General features: G+C 76.0%; 14 protein-coding genes. 6 read left to right on the forward strand and 8 right to left on the reverse strand.

Annotated features, from left to right (window positions below):
- Window positions 1-29 precede the first annotated feature (29 nt).
- Complete coding sequence (locus FB00_RS01320; protein ID WP_231581658.1) at window positions 30-680, reverse strand: TetR/AcrR family transcriptional regulator; 651 nt, start codon at window positions 678-680, stop codon at window positions 30-32.
- A 154-nt stretch (window positions 681-834) separates the two neighbouring features.
- Between FB00_RS01320 and FB00_RS01325 the strand changes: the two genes are divergently transcribed.
- Both FB00_RS01325 and FB00_RS01330 read left to right on the forward strand, forming a co-directional pair.
- Complete coding sequence (locus FB00_RS01325; protein ID WP_047231006.1) at window positions 835-2,139, forward strand: glycosyltransferase; 1,305 nt, start codon at window positions 835-837, stop codon at window positions 2,137-2,139.
- 18 nt (window positions 2,140-2,157) lie between these two features.
- Window positions 2,158-2,700, forward strand: coding sequence for a DapH/DapD/GlmU-related protein (locus FB00_RS01330; RefSeq protein WP_047231007.1), 543 nt, complete (start codon window positions 2,158-2,160; stop codon window positions 2,698-2,700).
- A 129-nt stretch (window positions 2,701-2,829) separates the two neighbouring features.
- Here the strand turns inward: FB00_RS01330 and FB00_RS01335 are convergent, their stop codons facing one another.
- From FB00_RS01335 to FB00_RS22570, 4 genes are all read right to left on the reverse strand, one after another.
- The gene (locus tag FB00_RS01335; RefSeq protein ID WP_047231251.1) at window positions 2,830-4,272 is read right to left on the reverse strand and encodes an L-serine ammonia-lyase; all 1,443 of its coding nucleotides are present in this window, start codon (window positions 4,270-4,272) and stop codon (window positions 2,830-2,832) included.
- Window positions 4,273-4,316: 44 nt separating this feature from the next.
- Window positions 4,317-4,961, reverse strand: coding sequence for a DNA-3-methyladenine glycosylase I (locus FB00_RS01340; RefSeq protein WP_047231008.1), 645 nt, complete (start codon window positions 4,959-4,961; stop codon window positions 4,317-4,319).
- An 88-nt stretch (window positions 4,962-5,049) separates the two neighbouring features.
- Window positions 5,050-5,415: a winged helix-turn-helix domain-containing protein gene (locus FB00_RS22565; RefSeq protein ID WP_047231009.1), complete on the reverse strand. Its 366-nt coding sequence runs from the start codon at window positions 5,413-5,415 to the stop codon at window positions 5,050-5,052.
- Window positions 5,412-5,873: a hypothetical protein gene (locus FB00_RS22570; RefSeq protein WP_156186254.1), complete on the reverse strand. Its 462-nt coding sequence runs from the start codon at window positions 5,871-5,873 to the stop codon at window positions 5,412-5,414. Before FB00_RS22570 ends, FB00_RS22565 begins: the two co-directional genes overlap by 4 nt.
- A 161-nt stretch (window positions 5,874-6,034) precedes the next feature.
- Between FB00_RS22570 and FB00_RS01355 the strand changes: the two genes are divergently transcribed.
- Entirely contained in the window at window positions 6,035-7,615 is a 1,581-nt protein-coding gene (locus FB00_RS01355; RefSeq protein WP_047231010.1) for an ATP-binding protein, read from the forward strand.
- Window positions 7,616-7,631: 16 nt separating this feature from the next.
- Entirely contained in the window at window positions 7,632-9,341 is a 1,710-nt protein-coding gene (locus tag FB00_RS01360; RefSeq protein ID WP_047231011.1) for a tetratricopeptide repeat protein, read from the forward strand.
- Window positions 9,342-9,407: 66 nt separating this feature from the next.
- Here the strand turns inward: FB00_RS01360 and FB00_RS01365 are convergent, their stop codons facing one another.
- A complete protein-coding gene (locus FB00_RS01365; protein WP_047231012.1) occupies window positions 9,408-10,283 on the reverse strand; it encodes a TetR/AcrR family transcriptional regulator in 876 nt (291 codons plus the stop codon).
- A gap of 119 nt (window positions 10,284-10,402) precedes the next feature.
- On the opposite strand from FB00_RS01365, the gene FB00_RS01370 reads away from it, so the two are divergent.
- Window positions 10,403-11,407: an ATP-binding cassette domain-containing protein gene (locus tag FB00_RS01370; RefSeq protein WP_047231013.1), complete on the forward strand. Its 1,005-nt coding sequence runs from the start codon at window positions 10,403-10,405 to the stop codon at window positions 11,405-11,407.
- Window positions 11,404-12,255: an ABC transporter permease gene (locus tag FB00_RS01375; protein ID WP_082140840.1), complete on the forward strand. Its 852-nt coding sequence runs from the start codon at window positions 11,404-11,406 to the stop codon at window positions 12,253-12,255. The genes FB00_RS01370 and FB00_RS01375 overlap by 4 nt, the downstream gene beginning before the upstream one ends.
- Here the strand turns inward: FB00_RS01375 and FB00_RS01380 are convergent.
- A complete protein-coding gene (locus tag FB00_RS01380) occupies window positions 12,249-13,043 on the reverse strand; it encodes a hypothetical protein (RefSeq protein ID WP_052877347.1) in 795 nt (264 codons plus the stop codon). The genes FB00_RS01375 and FB00_RS01380 overlap by 7 nt on opposite strands.
- Window positions 13,044-13,275: 232 nt before the next feature.
- Window positions 13,276-15,540, reverse strand: coding sequence for a hypothetical protein (locus FB00_RS01385; RefSeq protein WP_047231014.1), 2,265 nt, complete (start codon window positions 15,538-15,540; stop codon window positions 13,276-13,278).
- Window positions 15,541-15,723: the final 183 nt, after the last annotated feature.

The following is a 15,723-nucleotide window of genomic DNA, read 5'->3' on the forward strand; positions in this document are numbered from 1 at the left end:
AGGCGCGGTGCCCGACGGCGCGCCAGGGCTCAGGCGTTCGCGTCTCCGGTCGGCGGTGCCGCGACGAGGCGCACGACGGCGTCGCGCAGCCAGGCGCGGTACCGCTCGTCCGACCAGCCCGCCCCCTCGACGAAGTGGGACCAGCCCTCGGGCGCGAGCAGGTAGGAGAGGGCCTCGGCCGCCTCCTCCCGGGCGGTGTGCGGGCGGAACCCGTGCGCCACGAGCACGTCGACGCTCGCGCGCAGGTCGGCGCGGCGGCGTCCGAGGAGCGCGTCGAGCTCCGCGGCGACGGCCTCGTCGGAGCGTGCCGCCGACGTGAAGGCGGACCACAGGCCGGCGACGCGGGCGTTCGCCGCCGCGACGAGCGCGACGAGCCCGTCGAGGAACTCTTCGGGGTCGGTGGTGCCGGCGACCGAGCGACCCTCGGGTCGCTCACCGAGCGACTCCCGACCCTCGGACCCGGCGAACGTGAGCTCGAACGCGGCGAGGAGCAGTGCGCGCTTGGGCCCGTGCGCCTTGACCGTCTCCAGCGACACGCCCGCGCGCTCGGCGACGCGCGCGAGGGTCGTGCGCTCGTAGCCGCGCTCGGCGAGCTCCTGTGCGGCGGCGCGGACCACCCGCTCGCGCGTGCGCGCGGCCTGCTCGGCGCGGAGGTCGGACGTGTAGGCGCGCGGGACCACTATTGACTACCCCTTGAAGGTGATGAATACTCCTGACGGTTGATCGATCTTCTCACACGCCGGCTCCCCACCGGCGACCCCCGCGCAGACGGCCCGGTCCTGCGCCTTCCGTCCGTCCGGCGCGCCGCGCGCCGCCACGAGAGAGGCACCACCGATGGCCGACGTCCTGCTCTGCTCCACCCCCGTGCACGCCCACGTCACGCCGCTGCTCGCCGTCACGCGGGCGCTCGTCGCCCGCGGGCACGACGTCCGGTTCCTGACGGGGGCCCGGTTCGCCGCGGCCGTCGAGGCAGCGGGCGCCACGTTCCTCGCGCTCCCCGCAGAAGCCGACTTCGACGACCGGGACCTCGCGGCCGCGTTCCCCGGTCGCGCGGGGCGCACCGGACTCGACGCGATCCGGCACGACATGCTGGAGATCTTCGTCGGACCCGGCGTCGCGCAGCACCGTGCGGTGGTCGACGCCCTCGCGTCGCGCCCGGCGGACGCCGTGCTCGTCGAGCCGCTGTTCCTCGGCGCGATGCCGCTCGTGGCGACGCCCGCCGACGGTCGGCCGCCCGTGCTCGCGCTCGGCATCTTCCCGCTCGGGCTGAAGAGCGACCGCACCGCGCCGTTCGGCCTCGGGGTCCTGCCCGCGCGCGGACCGCTCGGCGTGGCGCGCAACAGGGTGCTGCACCGGTTCGTCGAGCAGGTCGCGTTCGCCGCCCCGCAGCGCGCCGCGCAGGACATGGTCCGTGCTGCGGGCGGGGAGCCGAGCGGCACCTTCTTCCTCGGCTGGCCGGCCGACGCGGACGCCGTCGTGCAGCTCACCGTCCCCGAGCTCGAGTACCCGCGGCCCGACGTCGCGACCCCGGTCCGGTTCGTCGGCCCACCGCGCCCGGCGGCGGGGAGCGGCGACCTCCCGGCGTGGTGGGGCGACCTCGACACCCGCCGGCCGGTCGTGCACGTCACGCAGGGGACCGTCGCGAACGAGGACCCGACCCAGCTCCTCGTCCCCACGCTGCGCGCGCTCGCCGACGAGGACGTGCTCGTGGTCGCCGCGACGGGCGGCCGCCCCGTCGGTTCGCTCGGGCCGCTCCCGGCGAACGCGCGCGCGGCCGCGTACCTCCCGTACGACGCGCTGCTGCCGCGCACGTCGGTCCTCGTGACCAACGGCGGCTACGGCGGCGTCCACCACGCGCTGCGCCACGGCGTTCCCGTGGTCGTGGCCGGCAAGACCGAGGACAAGGCCGAGGTCGCGGCACGCGTCGCGTGGACGGGCGCCGGTGTGCGGCTGCGGACGAGCACGCCGCGGCCCGCCCAGGTGCGGCGCGCGGTGCGGCGTCTGCTCGCCGACCCGTCGTACGCGCGGGCCAGCGCACGCATCGGCGAGCGCATCGCCGCCTCGCCGGGCGAGGACGGCGTCGTCGACGTCGTCGAGGAGGTCGTCGCCGCCCGCGGGGCGTCGCGCGCCGTCCGCTGACGGGGGCAGGATCGGGGGATGCCCAGCGACCTGCTCATGCGCATCCACGGCCCCGAGTTCCGCGCCATGTCCGAGAGGGTGCTGCGCGCCACGGAGCTCACCTCGCGGCTCAACGTCCTGCCGTTCGACGACGAGGAGGGCCGGGCACGGCTGTTCGAGCAGATCCTCGGCCGACCGATGCCGCCGCGCGTGACGATCTACCCGCCGTTCTTCACGGACCACGGCCTGAACCTGGACCTGGGGGAGCAAGTGTTCGTCAACCAGAACTGCACGTTCCTCGACTACGCGGGCATCCGGCTGGCCGAGCGCGTCATGGTCGCCCCGAAGGTCACGTTCATCACCGTCGGGCACCCGGTCGACACCGACGACCGCAAGGTCTGGCTGACCGGCGGCCCGATCGACGTGCACGAGAACGTGTGGATCGGCGCCGGCGCGACGATCCTGCCCGGCGTGACCATCGGTCGCGACGCGGTCGTCGCCGCCGGCGCGGTCGTGACCGACGACGTCCCGCCACGCAGCCTGGTCACCGGCACCAAGGCGGCGGTGCGTCGCACCTGGTGACCGGCGGCCTCCGGCTCAGCATGCGTGCTGTGGGTCGTGCTGGAGCCTGCGCTTGCTTCGCTGCGCTCCGGCTCAGCACCGGAGCTGTCGGTCGTGCTGAAGCCTGCGCTTGCTTCGCTGCGCTCCGGCTCAGCACTCGACGACGTTGACGGCGAGGCCGCCCGTCGAGGTCTCCTTGTACTTGGTCGACATGTCGACGCCGGTCTGGCGCATCGTCTCGATGACCGTGTCGAGCGAGACGACGTGCGAGCCGTCACCCTGGAGCGCGAGGCGCGCCGCGGAGACGGCGGTGCAGGCGGCGATGGCGTTGCGCTCGATGCACGGGACCTGGACGAGCCCGCCGACGGGGTCGCACGTGAGCCCGAGGTTGTGCTCCATCGCGATCTCGGCCGCGTTCTCCACCTGCGCCGGGGTGCCGCCGAGCACGGCGCAGATCGCGCCCGCCGCCATGGAGCACGCCGAGCCGACCTCGCCCTGGCAGCCCGCCTCCGCGCCGGAGATCGACGCGTTGCGCTTGTAGAGCGCGCCGATCGCGGCGGCCGTGAGGAGGTAGGTGCGCATGGCCCGACGCCGGCGCGCGGGGTCCGCGGCGACGTCCGGGTGGGTGCGCAGGAAGTGCCGACCGACCGCCGGGATGATCCCGGCGGCGCCGTTCGTCGGGGCGGTCACGACCCGGCGCCCGTCGGCGTTCTCCTCGTTGACGGCCATGGCGAAGGCCTGGAGCCACTCGATCGTGGTGTCGGCGCCGCGCTCGTCCGCGAGCTCGAGGCGCTCGCGCTGGGCCCGCGCCCGACGGCGGACCTTGAGGCGCCCGGGCAGCACGCCGTCGCGCTCGAGCCCGGCGTCGACGCACGCGCTCATGGTGTCCCAGATCCGGTCGACACCCGCCTCGACCTCGGCGGCGGGGCGCAGGGTGGACTCGTTCGCCCACGCGACGGCGGCGATGGACGTGCGCTCGCGCTCGCACAGGGCGAGGAGCTCGGCGGCGTTGGCGAAGGGGAACGGCACGCCCGACGGCTCGGTCCGGGGGTCGATCGCCTCGCCCGCGAGCTCGGCGCCGAGCTGCGCGGCCTCGTTCGCGGCGGCGGACTCGAGCTCGGCGGCCGTGAGGACGAACCCGCCGCCCACCGAGTAGTACGCCTCCTCGGCGAGCGGGGCGCCGCTCGCGTCGAGCGCGGTGAACCGCATGCCGTTGGGGTGGCCGGGCATGCGGGTCAGCGGCGCGAGGCGCACGTCGTCGCTCGTCATCGTGATGCGGTGCCGGCCCAGCAGCGCGACGGGCGCGCCCTCGCCCAGCTTCTCCCACGAGCCCGGCACTCGGGCGGGGTCGCACGTCTCGGGGTCGAGGCCGAGCAGCCCCGCGACCACGGCGTCCGGCGTGCCGTGACCGACGCCCGTCGCCCCGAGCGACCCGCACAGCACGACCCGCAGGCCGGCGACCGCGTCCAGCACGCCGCCGTCCTCCAACGTCGCGACGAAAGCCTTCGCGGCCCGCATCGGCCCGACGGTGTGCGAGCTCGACGGCCCCACGCCGACGGAGAAGAGGTCGAGGACCGACACGTACGCGCTCATGGAGACCATGGTCGCACCTCGTCCCACGATGCGGGCGGTTTTTGCTATAGCGAATGGTGTGGCCGGTCGACCCTGCCGAGAACGACGGGGCAGGTCGCGAGGTGGTCGTCCACGAGGCCGCAGGCCTGCATCGCGGCATATGCCGTCGTCGGCCCGACGAACCGGAACCCGTGCTTCTTGAGCGCCTTCGAGAGCGCGGTCGACTCGGGGGTGAGCCCGGGGACGTCGCCCCAGGTCGCGGGGCGCTCGCGACCGGCCGGTGGCGCGAACGACCAGATCAGCTCGTCCAGCGTGCGCCCGCTCTCCTGGAGCGCCAGCAGGGCGCGCGCGTTGTCGATCGTCGCGGTGATCTTCTGCCGGTTGCGGATGATGCGGGCGTCGCCGAGCAGACGCTCGACGTCGGCCTCGTCGAACGCGGCGACGGCCGCCGGGTCGAACCCCGCGAAGACCTCGCGGAAGGCGGGGCGCTTGCGCAGCACGGTGATCCAGGACAGGCCCGACTGGAACCCCTCGAGCGCCAGGCGCTCGAACAGCGCCGTGTCCCCGTGCACCGGGACCGCCCACTCCGTGTCGTGGTACTCCTCGTAGAGCGGGTCGCCGTCGCCGAAGCACCGGACGCCGGGCTGCGGGGAGGCGGGCACGTCGTCGGGCACCGCCAGGGGCGTCGGCGGGGTCGTGTCGGTCGTCATGCGTCCACTCTGCCCGGTCCCGCCGACACGGCGACTGCGCCGTACGCCGGGTGTGGACGGGGACCTCGCGATCGGGGCCTGTGCACGCTCACGCTCCCGGAGGCGACGTGGGCGGCAGGCGGAGGTCCGCGATCGCGCGCAGCGCGTCGAGGTGCGCGCCCAGCGCCGCGCGGCCGGCGCCCGTCAGGCGGACCCACGTGCGCGCCCGGCGACCCGACCGCTCCTTGGAGATCTCGACGTACCCCGCGGCCTCCAGCACGGTGAGCTGCTTGGACAGCGTCGGGTCGGAGAGCTCGATGGTGTCACGCAGGGTCTTGAAGTCGGCCTTCTCGACGCCGGACAGCGCCGCGACCACCGAGAGGCGCACGGGGGAGTGGATCACCTCGTCGAGGGTGTGGCGTGGGTGGTGCTCGGCGGCGTCGCCCGTCGACGACCCGGTGGGCTCGGTCGTCACGCCGTCACCGCCGTCTCCCGTGGCGCGGGGATCCACGCCGCGAGGAGCAGCGGGACGGCGCTGACGAGCGCCGCGGGGACCCAGAACGCGACCTCGCCGGCGAACCGGTCGAGACCGACGAAGAGCGTCGCGCCGTAGACGACGGCCCAGGCGCCGGCACCGAGGGCCAGTCGCGGGCGCGCGCCGGCGACCATGGCTCCCTGGCGCGCGGCCCAGGTGACGCCCACGGTCACGAGCAGCGCCCAGGCGCTCATGCCGACCACGAAGCCGGCCCGGCCACCGAGGCCGAGCGCGAGCACCAGGCAGACGCTCGCTGCGGCCCAGCCCGTGAGGTAGAGGCGGACCCATCGCCAGGCCCTGGCGCGGGTGGAGGCGGCGAGCCGCGACGCGTCCGCCAGCGCCGAGGAAGCCTCGGCGGGGCTGGGCGCGGTGCGGGAGGGCGTGTCGTCGGTGCTCATGGATGCCATTCAAGCACCCAGTTTCCAAATTGGCAACTAGTTTCCTCGGGGAGTTCTGCCGATGGCCGGGCGTCAGTCGTCCAGGGCACACTGGGTCCCGGCCGGGTGCACCCGGCGCGATGACGCCGTCGTCCCGACCATCGTCTCCCCGAGGAGCAGCCATGTCCGACGCCCTGGCCGCGCTCGCCGCCGCCGTCGCGGCGGCGCCGTCGAGCGCCCCCCTGCGCGTCCACTACGCGAGCCTCCTGCTGGCCGCCGGGCGACCGGTCGAGGCGCTCGAGCAGGCGAGCGCCGCGCTGCGGATCGACCCGGCCGACGGCGAGGCGCTCCGCCTGGTCCAGGACTCGGCCGTCGCCGCGGCGACGGGGGCCCGGCCGGCGGCCGACCCGCCCGCGACGGGTCCCGGCGCGTCGTCGGCCCCGGTCGCCGGGCTGCACGCACCGACGTCCGCGCCGGGAGGCCTCGACGACGGGATCATCACCGGCGTGCCGTCCGACGCGACCGTCCCGCGCGCGCCCGGCGCGCCCGCGCCCGGCACCCCGACCGCGGAGGTCCCCGCGGCACCCGCCCCCGCGTCCACGCCCGGCGTTCCCGCCGCGCCTGGCCCCGCGGCATCCGGTCCCGCGGCGCCGTCGGGCATCGACTGGGACCGGTGGGAGCACGAGGTGGGTGTCCACGTCCCGGCACCCTTCGTCGAGACCCCGGCCGTCGAGGCGCCGCCCGGGCAGGCGCCCGCCGTGCCGCCCGCCGGGCCGGGCTCCGCTCCCCACGAGGAGGCCGACGGGGCCGCGCCGCCCGCACCGGGGGGCCAGCCGTTCCTCGTGCCCGCGCGCGACGACGCCCCCGACGACGGGTCCGGGCTGCTCGAGGTCTCGCGCGAGACGGTGACGCTCGCGGACGTCGGCGGGCTCGAGCCGGTGAAGCAGCGTATCCGGGAGGCGTTCCTGGAGCCGATGCGCCACCAGGCGATCGCCAAGGCGTTCGGCAAGTCGCTGCGCGGCGGGCTCCTGCTCTACGGGCCGCCCGGGACCGGCAAGACGTACATGGCCCGGGCCGTCGCGGGCGAGCTCGGGGCGCGCTTCCTCACGGTGACGCTCGCGGACATCCTCGACAAGTACATCGGGGAGAGCGAGCAGAACCTGCACGCGCTGTTCCAGAGGGCGCGACAGCTCGCTCCCGCCGTGCTCTTCCTCGACGAGGTCGACGCGATCGGCGGCAAGCGCGCGCAGTACTCCGGCTCGTCGGGCATGCGGACCGTCGTCAACCAGCTCCTCCAGGAGATGGACGGCATCGGCTCCGACAACGACGGGCTGTTCGTCCTCGGCGCGACGAACCACCCGTGGGACGTCGACACGGCGCTGCTGCGCCCGGGGCGGTTCGACCGCGTCGTGCTCGTGCTGCCGCCCGACGAGCCGGCGCGCGAGGCGATCCTGCGCCACCACCTCGCCGGCCGCCCGGTCGCCGGGATCGACCTGCGCTCGGTCGTGCAGCGCACCGACGGCTTCTCCGGCGCCGACCTCGAGCACCTCGCGGCGACGGCGGCCGAGAAGGCGATGATGGACTCGATCGCGTCGGGGCAGGTGCGGCCGATCACCATGGCGGACCTGGACGCCGCGCTCGCCGACGTGCGTCCCTCGACGACGGCGTGGCTCCAGTCCGCGCGGAACGTCGTCACCTTCGCGAACAACGACGGACGCTACGACGACCTCGCCGCGCACCTGCGCGCGCGGCGCATGCTCTGAGCCGCGGGCCCGGACCGTGAGCACCACGACCGACCCGCGCGCCGTCGCCTCGCGCGCGGAGCTGCTCGTCCAGATGGGGCGGCCCGAGCGCGCGCTCGACGAGGTCGACGACGCGCTCGCGAGCCTGCCCGACGACCCGCGCCTGCTCCTCGCCGCCGCCTGGGTGCGGCTGCACCTCCAGCGGTCGGCCGAGGCGCTGCCGCTCCTGGAGCAGGTCGTCGGCGCGCAGCCCGCGGCCGACGGCGCGCTCTACCTGCTCTCGATCGCGCGGCAGAACACCGGCGACGTGGCCGGGGCGCGCGACGCCGCGGCGAGGGCGCTCGAGCTCGACCCCGACGACGCGCGGTACCACCTCCAGCTCGCCGACACCCACCTGTCGGGCCGGGTCCGCGGTGCCGACCGGAGGCTCGCGCGCGAGCGCATCGACTCGGCGCTCGAGCTCGCTCCGGAGAACCCCGACCGGATCGTGCAGGCCGCGCGGCTCTGGTCGAGGCTCGGCGACGACGACCGGGCACGCACGCTCGTGCGCCAGGGCCTCGCCGTCGCCCCGGAGCACGAGGACCTGCTCTACCTCGACGCGGCGCTCGCCCTCGACGCTGGCCGCAGCGCGAAGGGGTACAGCGGCGTCCTCGCGATGAACCCCGAGCACGCCGAGGCCGGCTACCTGCTGCACCTCAGCGTGTGGCAGCAGATCCTGCGTCTCGTCGAGATGCCGGTGCTGCTCGTCGGCGCGGTCGCGCTCGTCGTCGCCTTCTCGATGAGCGACGCGTACGTCGGCAGCGTCCCGGTCTGGGGGATCGTGGTCCTGCTGTGGACCGGGATCACCGCCCTGCGCGTGCTGCCCGTCCTCCTCCAGGTGCCGCGCGGCCTGCTGCGCCGCACGCTGCGCCGGACGCCGTTCCGGGGCGGGACCGTCGCCGCCGTGGTCGTGGGCTGGGTGGGCGTGCTCGCGGGTCTCGCGCTGCTCTACGTGGTGCGCGACGCCGTCGTCGTGCGCTGGTTCCTCGTCGGCCTGGGCGGGGTGCTGGCGGTCACGGCCGTGACGTCCGCGGTCCTGCACGCGGCCATGCTCACGCAGACGCGCGAGCTCGGGTACCTCCCGCCCGGCCCCGCGGGGGCGGCCCGCGTCGCCGGGCTGCGGTCAGGGCTGCGCGGCGCCGTCGTGCGGCGCACGGTGGTCATGGGCCTCGTCGCGATCGTGGTCGCCGCGATCGGCCCGGGAGGGTTCGCGCGCGGCGACGCCCGCCCCGTCGCGGCGCTCGCCGCCGTCGCGTTCGTCCTGCCGGTCGCGGTCGGCCTGTGGGTCGCCTGGCGCGTGGCCGCCCAGCAGCGCGCGGCGACGGACGAGCGCCCGGCCGTCAGCGCCGGCGCGGCCGTCCGTGCCGGCCTGGGCGCAGCGGTCCTCCTCGTCACGACGGCGCTCCTCGCGCTCGGCGGGGTGGCGGCGCTCGCCGCGTTGCCCGTCAGCCCGGGCGAGCACGACGCCGACGGCCGCTACGTCCAGGCGCCGAAGGCGCCGCGCGACCCGGACTCGGACGTCCAGGAGTGCGCCGGCCGCCCCGTGACGCGCCTCTCCTGCATCCAGGAGAACAACCGCACCCGGCAGGAGGAGCTGCGCGACCGGATGGAGGGCATCGACATCCCGAGCATCGACGTCCCGACGCTCGACCTGCCGGACCTGCCCGAGGTCCAGGTGCCCGACGCCCCGGCCCAGCCGACTCCCTGACGAGGTGAGACTCCGGCCGAACGGGTGGGGCGCCGGCCCACCCGTGGGCCCGGCACCGCGCGGCGGTCAGCCGTGGTCGGCGACCGCGCGGGCGGCGGCACGCTGGGCGACGAACGCCTCGATCCCGTCGAGGAGGATGTCGAGCCCGAACCCGATGTCGCTCTCCCAGTCGTCGGACTGGGCCTCGGCCGGCGTCCATGCGGCGAGCGCCCCGGTGAGCGCGGGGTAGGTCTCGGGGTCGACGAGCCGGGTGAGCACGAACTCGTAGTCGGCGTACGGGTTGGCGGCCGGGACCGCGTCCTGGTCGAGCTCGGCCTCGGGCGTGTCGGCCGGGAGCCCCTGCGCGTGGCGCACGGCCTCGGCGGCGGCGCGCCGGGTCTCGACCTGGACGCGCCCCTCGCCGAGCACGTGCTGCGCGAGGAGCCCCACGATCTGGAGCTTCTCGTCCGTCGTCAGGTCGAGCGGCGCGAGGATCGCGAACGCGCGGTCGATCCAGCGCAGGCGGTTCGGGCCGACCTGCGCGGTCGTCAGCGGCAGGTCAAGGAACCAGGGGCGCGCGAGGACGCCCGCGATCTGCGCGCGCGTCCAGGCCTCGAGCCCGGCGCGCCAGTCGCCCTCCTCGTACGGGGGCAGCTCGAGCACGTCCGCGGCGGCGTCGGCCATGAGGACGAGGAGCTCGTCCTTGCTCTCGACGTAGCGGTAGAGCGCCATCGACGAGTACCCGAGCGACTCGGCGACGCGCGCCATGGACACCGCGGGCAGGCCCTCGGCGTCGGCGAGGTCGATGGCCGCGCGCACCACCTGCTCGACGGTGAGCGCGGGCTTGGGGCCGCGCCGCGGGGCGGGGCCGCGTCCCCAGAGGCGCGCGATGACGGGCGGGAGCTCCGTCCCGGCGTCCGGTCGGTCGGTGCTGGGTCGGTCGTCGGCATCGGTCCCGGTCATGTCGTCATCCTCCCGCGGGCCTTGACCGCTCACGAAACTGTGTCTACCGTCAGCAGAATAGTGTCGACCACAAACAGTTTCTTTCCAACGCCATTTCCACCACGTCCCAGGGAGTCCCCATGCCAGCACCCGACGTGCTCGTGCGCGCCGAGGGCCTGCGCAAGAGCTACGGCTCCGCCCGCAGGTCGGTGCGCGTGCTCGACGGCGTCGACCTCACGTTGCACCGCGGCGAGGTCCTCGCCCTCCTCGGCCCCAACGGCGCCGGGAAGACCACCACCGTCCGCATCCTCGCCACGCTCCTGCGCCCCGACGGCGGGACGGCCACCGTCGCGGGCCACGACGTCGTGCACGACGCCGCGCGCGTGCGCGGCCTCATCAGCCTCACCGGCCAGTACGCCGCGGTCGACGAGAAGCAGTCGGGCCGCGAGAACCTCACGATGATGGGTCGCCTCGCGCACCTGCCGCGCCGGTCCGCGCGGGCCCGCGTCGACAGCCTGCTCGACGCGTTCGACCTCGCCGCGGCCGCCGACCGGCGGGTCGGCACCTACTCCGGCGGCATGCGGCGTCGGCTCGACCTGGCGGCCGGGCTCCTCACCCGTCCCCAGGTCATGTTCCTCGACGAGCCCACCACCGGCCTCGACCCGCGCAGCCGCCAGACCATGTGGGAGGTGATCCGCGGCGTCGTCGCCGACGGCACGAGCCTGTTCCTCACGACGCAGTACCTCGAGGAGGCCGACCAGCTCGCCGACCGCGTGGCGCTCATCGACGACGGCCGCGTCGTGGCCGAGGGCTCGCCGTCGGACCTCAAGCGCCGCGTCGGCGACGCGAGCATCGAGCTCACCTTCGCGTCGGTCGCCGAGGCGGCGTCGGTGGGTTCTGCGGGGGCTTGGCCGGACACGCTCGGCCCCACGTCCCTGACGCTCCGCGTCCCCACCGACGGGTCGGTGGAGCACGTGCGCGACGTCCTCGCCGCGGTCGCGGCGACCGGCGTCGAGCCCGTGCGGTGGGAGGTGCGCGAGCCGACCCTCGACGACGTGTTCCTCACCCTGACGGGCCACGCCGCGCGGACGCGCGACCGGGACGGCGTCGCGACCGCGACCGACCACGAGGAGACCGCAGCATGACCGCCGTGACCAGCGCTGCGCCGTCGGGCACGACGCCGCGTCTCCCCGCCCCCGCGGCCCGGCCGGGCCGCCACGTGCTCGCCGACGCCGGGACGATGGTCGCGCGCTCGCTGCGGCTCGTCCGTCGCGAGCCGGACGAGCTGGTCCTCGCGCTCGTGCTGCCCGTGATGCTCATGATCCTGTTCGTGTACGTGTTCGGCGGCGCGATGAGCGTCGGCACGGACTACGCCACGTACGCGACGCCGGGGATCATCCTGCTCTGCGCGGGCTACGGGGCGTCGAACACGGCGATCGCCGTGGAGCAGGACATGTCCGGCGGCATCATGGACCGGTTCCGGTCGATGCCGATCGCGAGCTGGACGGTGCTCGTGGGGCACGTCGTGGCGAGCGTCGTGAAGAACCTCGTGACGACGGCCGTCGTGCTGGGCGTCGCGTTCCTCATCGGCTTCCGGCCCGACGCGAACGCGCTCGAGTGGCTGGGGGCCGTCGGGGTCGTCGCGGCGTACGTGCTCGCGATCACGAGCATCGCGGCCTTCGTGGGCGTGCTCGTGCGCTCGCCCGCGGCGGCCGGGGGGTTCAGCTTCTTCATGCTCTTCCTGCCGTACGTGTCGAGCGCGTTCGTGCCGCCGGAGACCATGCCGTCGTGGCTGCGCGGGTTCGCGGAGCACCAGCCCGTCACGCCGGTGATCGAGACGATCCGCGGCCTGCTCGTCGGCATGGACTCGACCGGCGCGCCGGTCACGGACCTGGGCCCGACGGCGGCCCTCGCCCTCGCGTGGTGCCTCGGCCTGGTCCTGGTGTTCCTCGGTGCCGCGGCGTGCGTGTTCGCCCGGCGCCGCCGTCAGTAGCGGGTGCGACGGCCTGCCGCGCCCGCGGCGAGCCGCCCGGCGAGGGGGACGACGGCCTGGACGGCCAGGCTGGCGGCCAGCGCGACCGAGAACGCCGCGGCGACGCCCAGGCGTTCGACGAGGAGCGCGACGAGGAGGCAGAACACCGCGAACCCGGTGAGCCCGGCGAGCAGTCCCCGCAGGAGGCGGACCGTCTCGGCCGAGCCGCGCTGCGCGAGCGCGAACGCGGCGACCACGCTCGACGCGATCGGGAACGGCGCGAGCACGCCCGTCATCGCCGGTCCGAGCGCGCCCGACGCGGTGGTGACGGCGAGGACGAGCGCCGCCGTCGTCGCGGCACGGGCGGGAAGGTCCCACCAGGGCGGCGGGACGGTCGACGGTGGCGGGCCCGGCGCGTCGGGCGGCATGACCCGGGACGCGCCCCAGAACGTCGCGAGCGCCACCACGAACGCGATACCGGCGGGAAGCGTCAGCCGGGCGAGGGCGACGTCCGCCACGAGGCACGCGGCCCAGGACGCCGCGAGCGCACCGACCCAGCCGGTCCGGCGCGAGCACCAGCCGAACACCACGGCGAACAGGGCGAGCGACGTGAGGCCGAGGAGCGCCGAGGACGCCGCGGCGGCGCCGAACGCGGTGCCGTGGTCGAGCGTGGTGATGAGCAGGATCGGCCCGGCCACGACGGGCAGCCCGACGAGGACTCCCGTGAGCCGCGCGCCCCAGCGTCGTCCGGCGAGCGTGGACGCGACCACCAGAGCAGGTGCCAGCACGAGCTTGAGGAGCAGCGTCACGCGGTCACGGTAGCCGGTGCCGGTGCCGGTGCCGGTGCCGGTGCCGGTGCCGGTGCCGGTGACCGACCGCTCGCCCGGGCAGGAGGCCCCAGGGACACGAAGAAGGGCGGCGGTCCCGGAGTCCTGTCCACCGGGACCGCCGCCCGCGGGGGCGACACCGTCGACGTGAGGCCGCCCCCGAGTCGGGGGCCGGGCGGTGAGGAGGCCCCGCCCGGCCGTGCGCGACGGTCGGTCAGACCGCCGCGAGCCGACGGCGCAGCCCGAGCCCGACGCCCGCGACGCCCGCGAGCACGGTCCCGCCGACGAGCGCCGACATGCCGAGCGACACCCGTTCGACGGGGCTGTTCTCGACGCTGTCCTTGAGCTCCGCCGTGCCGTCGGAGAGGGTTCCCGTCCCGTCGGACAGCGTGGCGGCGCCGTCCGCGATGCGGGTGCTGCCGTCGTGCAGGTCCGCCGCGCCGTCGGCGAGCGTCGTCGTCCCGGCGTGCAGCGTCGTCGAGCCCTCGGCGAGCGCGGCGTTGCCCGCCGCCAGGGTCGTCGCGCCGGTGGACAGCGTCGTGAGCCCGTTCTGCAGGCGCAGCGTCCCGTCCTCCAGGCGGGTCGTCCCGGCGAACAGGTCGCCCGCGCCCGTGCGCAGCCGCACCGTGCCGGCGGAGAGGTCCGCCGCCCCGGTCGAGGCCCTGGTCGTCCCGGCCTTGAGGTCGGCGGCACCGGTGGCGAGGTCCGCCGCGCCCGTCGCGAGCTCGGAGGTCTTCGTCGCGAGGAACGCGTTGCCACCCGCGATCTGGAACGCGCCCTCGGCAAGGAGCACCGTGCCCTGGGCGAGCGCTGCCGAGGCCTCGGCTGCTCCCGTGTTCCCCGCGGAGAGCCGGGCGGCGCCGTCCGCCGTCGCGGCGTTCCCGGCGGCGAGGGTCGTCGCGCCTCCGGACACCTGAGCGGCACCGTCGGCGAGGGCGCGAGTCGCCCCGGCGAGCGAGGCGTTGCCCGCCGAGACCGTGCTCGCACCGGCGGCCAGCGCCTCGGCCCCTCCGGAGAGCTGAGCCGTCCCGGTGGCGAGGCTCTGTGCTCCGCCGGAGACCGTGGCGGCACCGGAGGCGAGCCCAGCAGCACCCTCCGCGAGTCGCGTGGCGCCCGCGTTCGCCTCCTGGGCGCCGCTGGACACCCGTGCGGCTCCGGTGCTCAGGTCCCGAAGACCCGCCTCGAGCCGAGCCGCGCCTGCGGCGGCGCCCTGGTCACCCGCCAGTCCGTCGCGCAGGGCGGCTGCCCCGGCGACGAGCCCCCCGGCGCCGGCGTCGACCTGCGCCGCGCCGTCGCGCACCGAGCCCGCTGCGCCGGCGAGCGCGTCGAGCTTGGCCTTGAGGGCCGGGTCGTCGGTCGCCGCGGCCAGTCCCTGGAGCTGTGCCGCGAGGGAGTCCGCTCCCGCGTGGACCTGGTCGGCGCCCTGGGCCACCGACCGCGTCTCGTCGGCCAGCCGGACCGCACCGTCGCGAGCCGAGGAGAGACCCGTGGCGAGCCCCGACGCGCCGTCCCGGAGCTGCGCGGCCGCGGCCGCGACCTGCTGAGCACCCGGTGCCAGAAGTGCTGTGCCCGCCTGCAGCGAGCCCGCGCCGGCGGACAGCTGCCCGGCTCCCTGCGCGACCGTCGCCGCGCCCGGTGCGAGCGCGCTCGCGCCTCGTGCGGTGGCGGCGACACCGTCGCGCAGGGTCGATGCGCCCGCGGAGACGCTGCTCGCACCGGTCGCCAGGTCGCGTGCGCCGGACGCAGCCCCGGAGAGACCCGTGGTGACCGTCGACGCCCCGTCCGCGAGGGTGCTCGCCCCGACGGCGAGCCGCGCGGTGCCGTCAGCGAGGTCGGACGCGCCGGCGGCGAGGGTCGAGGTGCCCTCGGCGAGCAGCCCGGCGCCGTGCGCGGCCGTCGCGTTGCCGACGTACAGCTCGGCGGCGCCGTCCTTGAGCGTGCTCGCGCCGTCGGCGATCTGCGAGGCACCGTCGGCAGCGCGCGCGTTGCCGACGGCGAGGCGGGCGGCCCCGGCGTCGAGGTCCTTGCTGCCCGCGGCGAGGCGGGCGGCGCCGCTCGCGGCGTCCCCCGTGCCCGCGGCGAGGCGGGCGGCCCCGGCGTTCAGCTCGTCCGCGCCGGCGGCGAGCTCGGTCGCCCCGTCGAGCGCGGTGGTGCCGCCCGCGGCGAGCTGGGCGGCGCCGTCGGAGGCCTTCTGCGCCCCGGCGACGAGCTCGCCGGCGCCGTCCTCCAGGTCGCCGGCCCCGTCGGCCAGGCGCTGGGCGCCGGCCTGGGCCTCGACGGTCCCGTCGGCGAGCGTCGACGCGCCGTCGGAGAGCTGCGTGGCGCCGTCGTCGAGGCGGGTCGCGCCGTCGGCGACCTTGCCGTTGTACACGAGCAGGAACGCGATCAGGCCGGCCACCGCGAGGGCGAGCACGGCGAGCGCGACGGACGTGAGGACCGTGTGGGTGCGCGACGGTCGGGGAGAGGCGTGCTGCGTCATCGGTCGTCCTTCCTCGCGCCCGGCGTCGTCGCAGGGCGGTCGGCAAGAGGGGAGAGGAGCGGGAGAGAGGCGGGGTCACGTGCGTGCCCGCCGCGGGAGTGCGCCGGGACCATGTCCCGCCAACGTTGGCGGGACGTGGAGTAGCAGGTAAATCCCGAACGACGCTAGCAACCGCCAGGACGG

The organism is Cellulosimicrobium funkei (assembly GCF_001019615.1).
GTDB classification, from domain to species: Bacteria; Actinomycetota; Actinomycetes; order Actinomycetales; family Cellulomonadaceae; genus Cellulosimicrobium; species Cellulosimicrobium cellulans_E.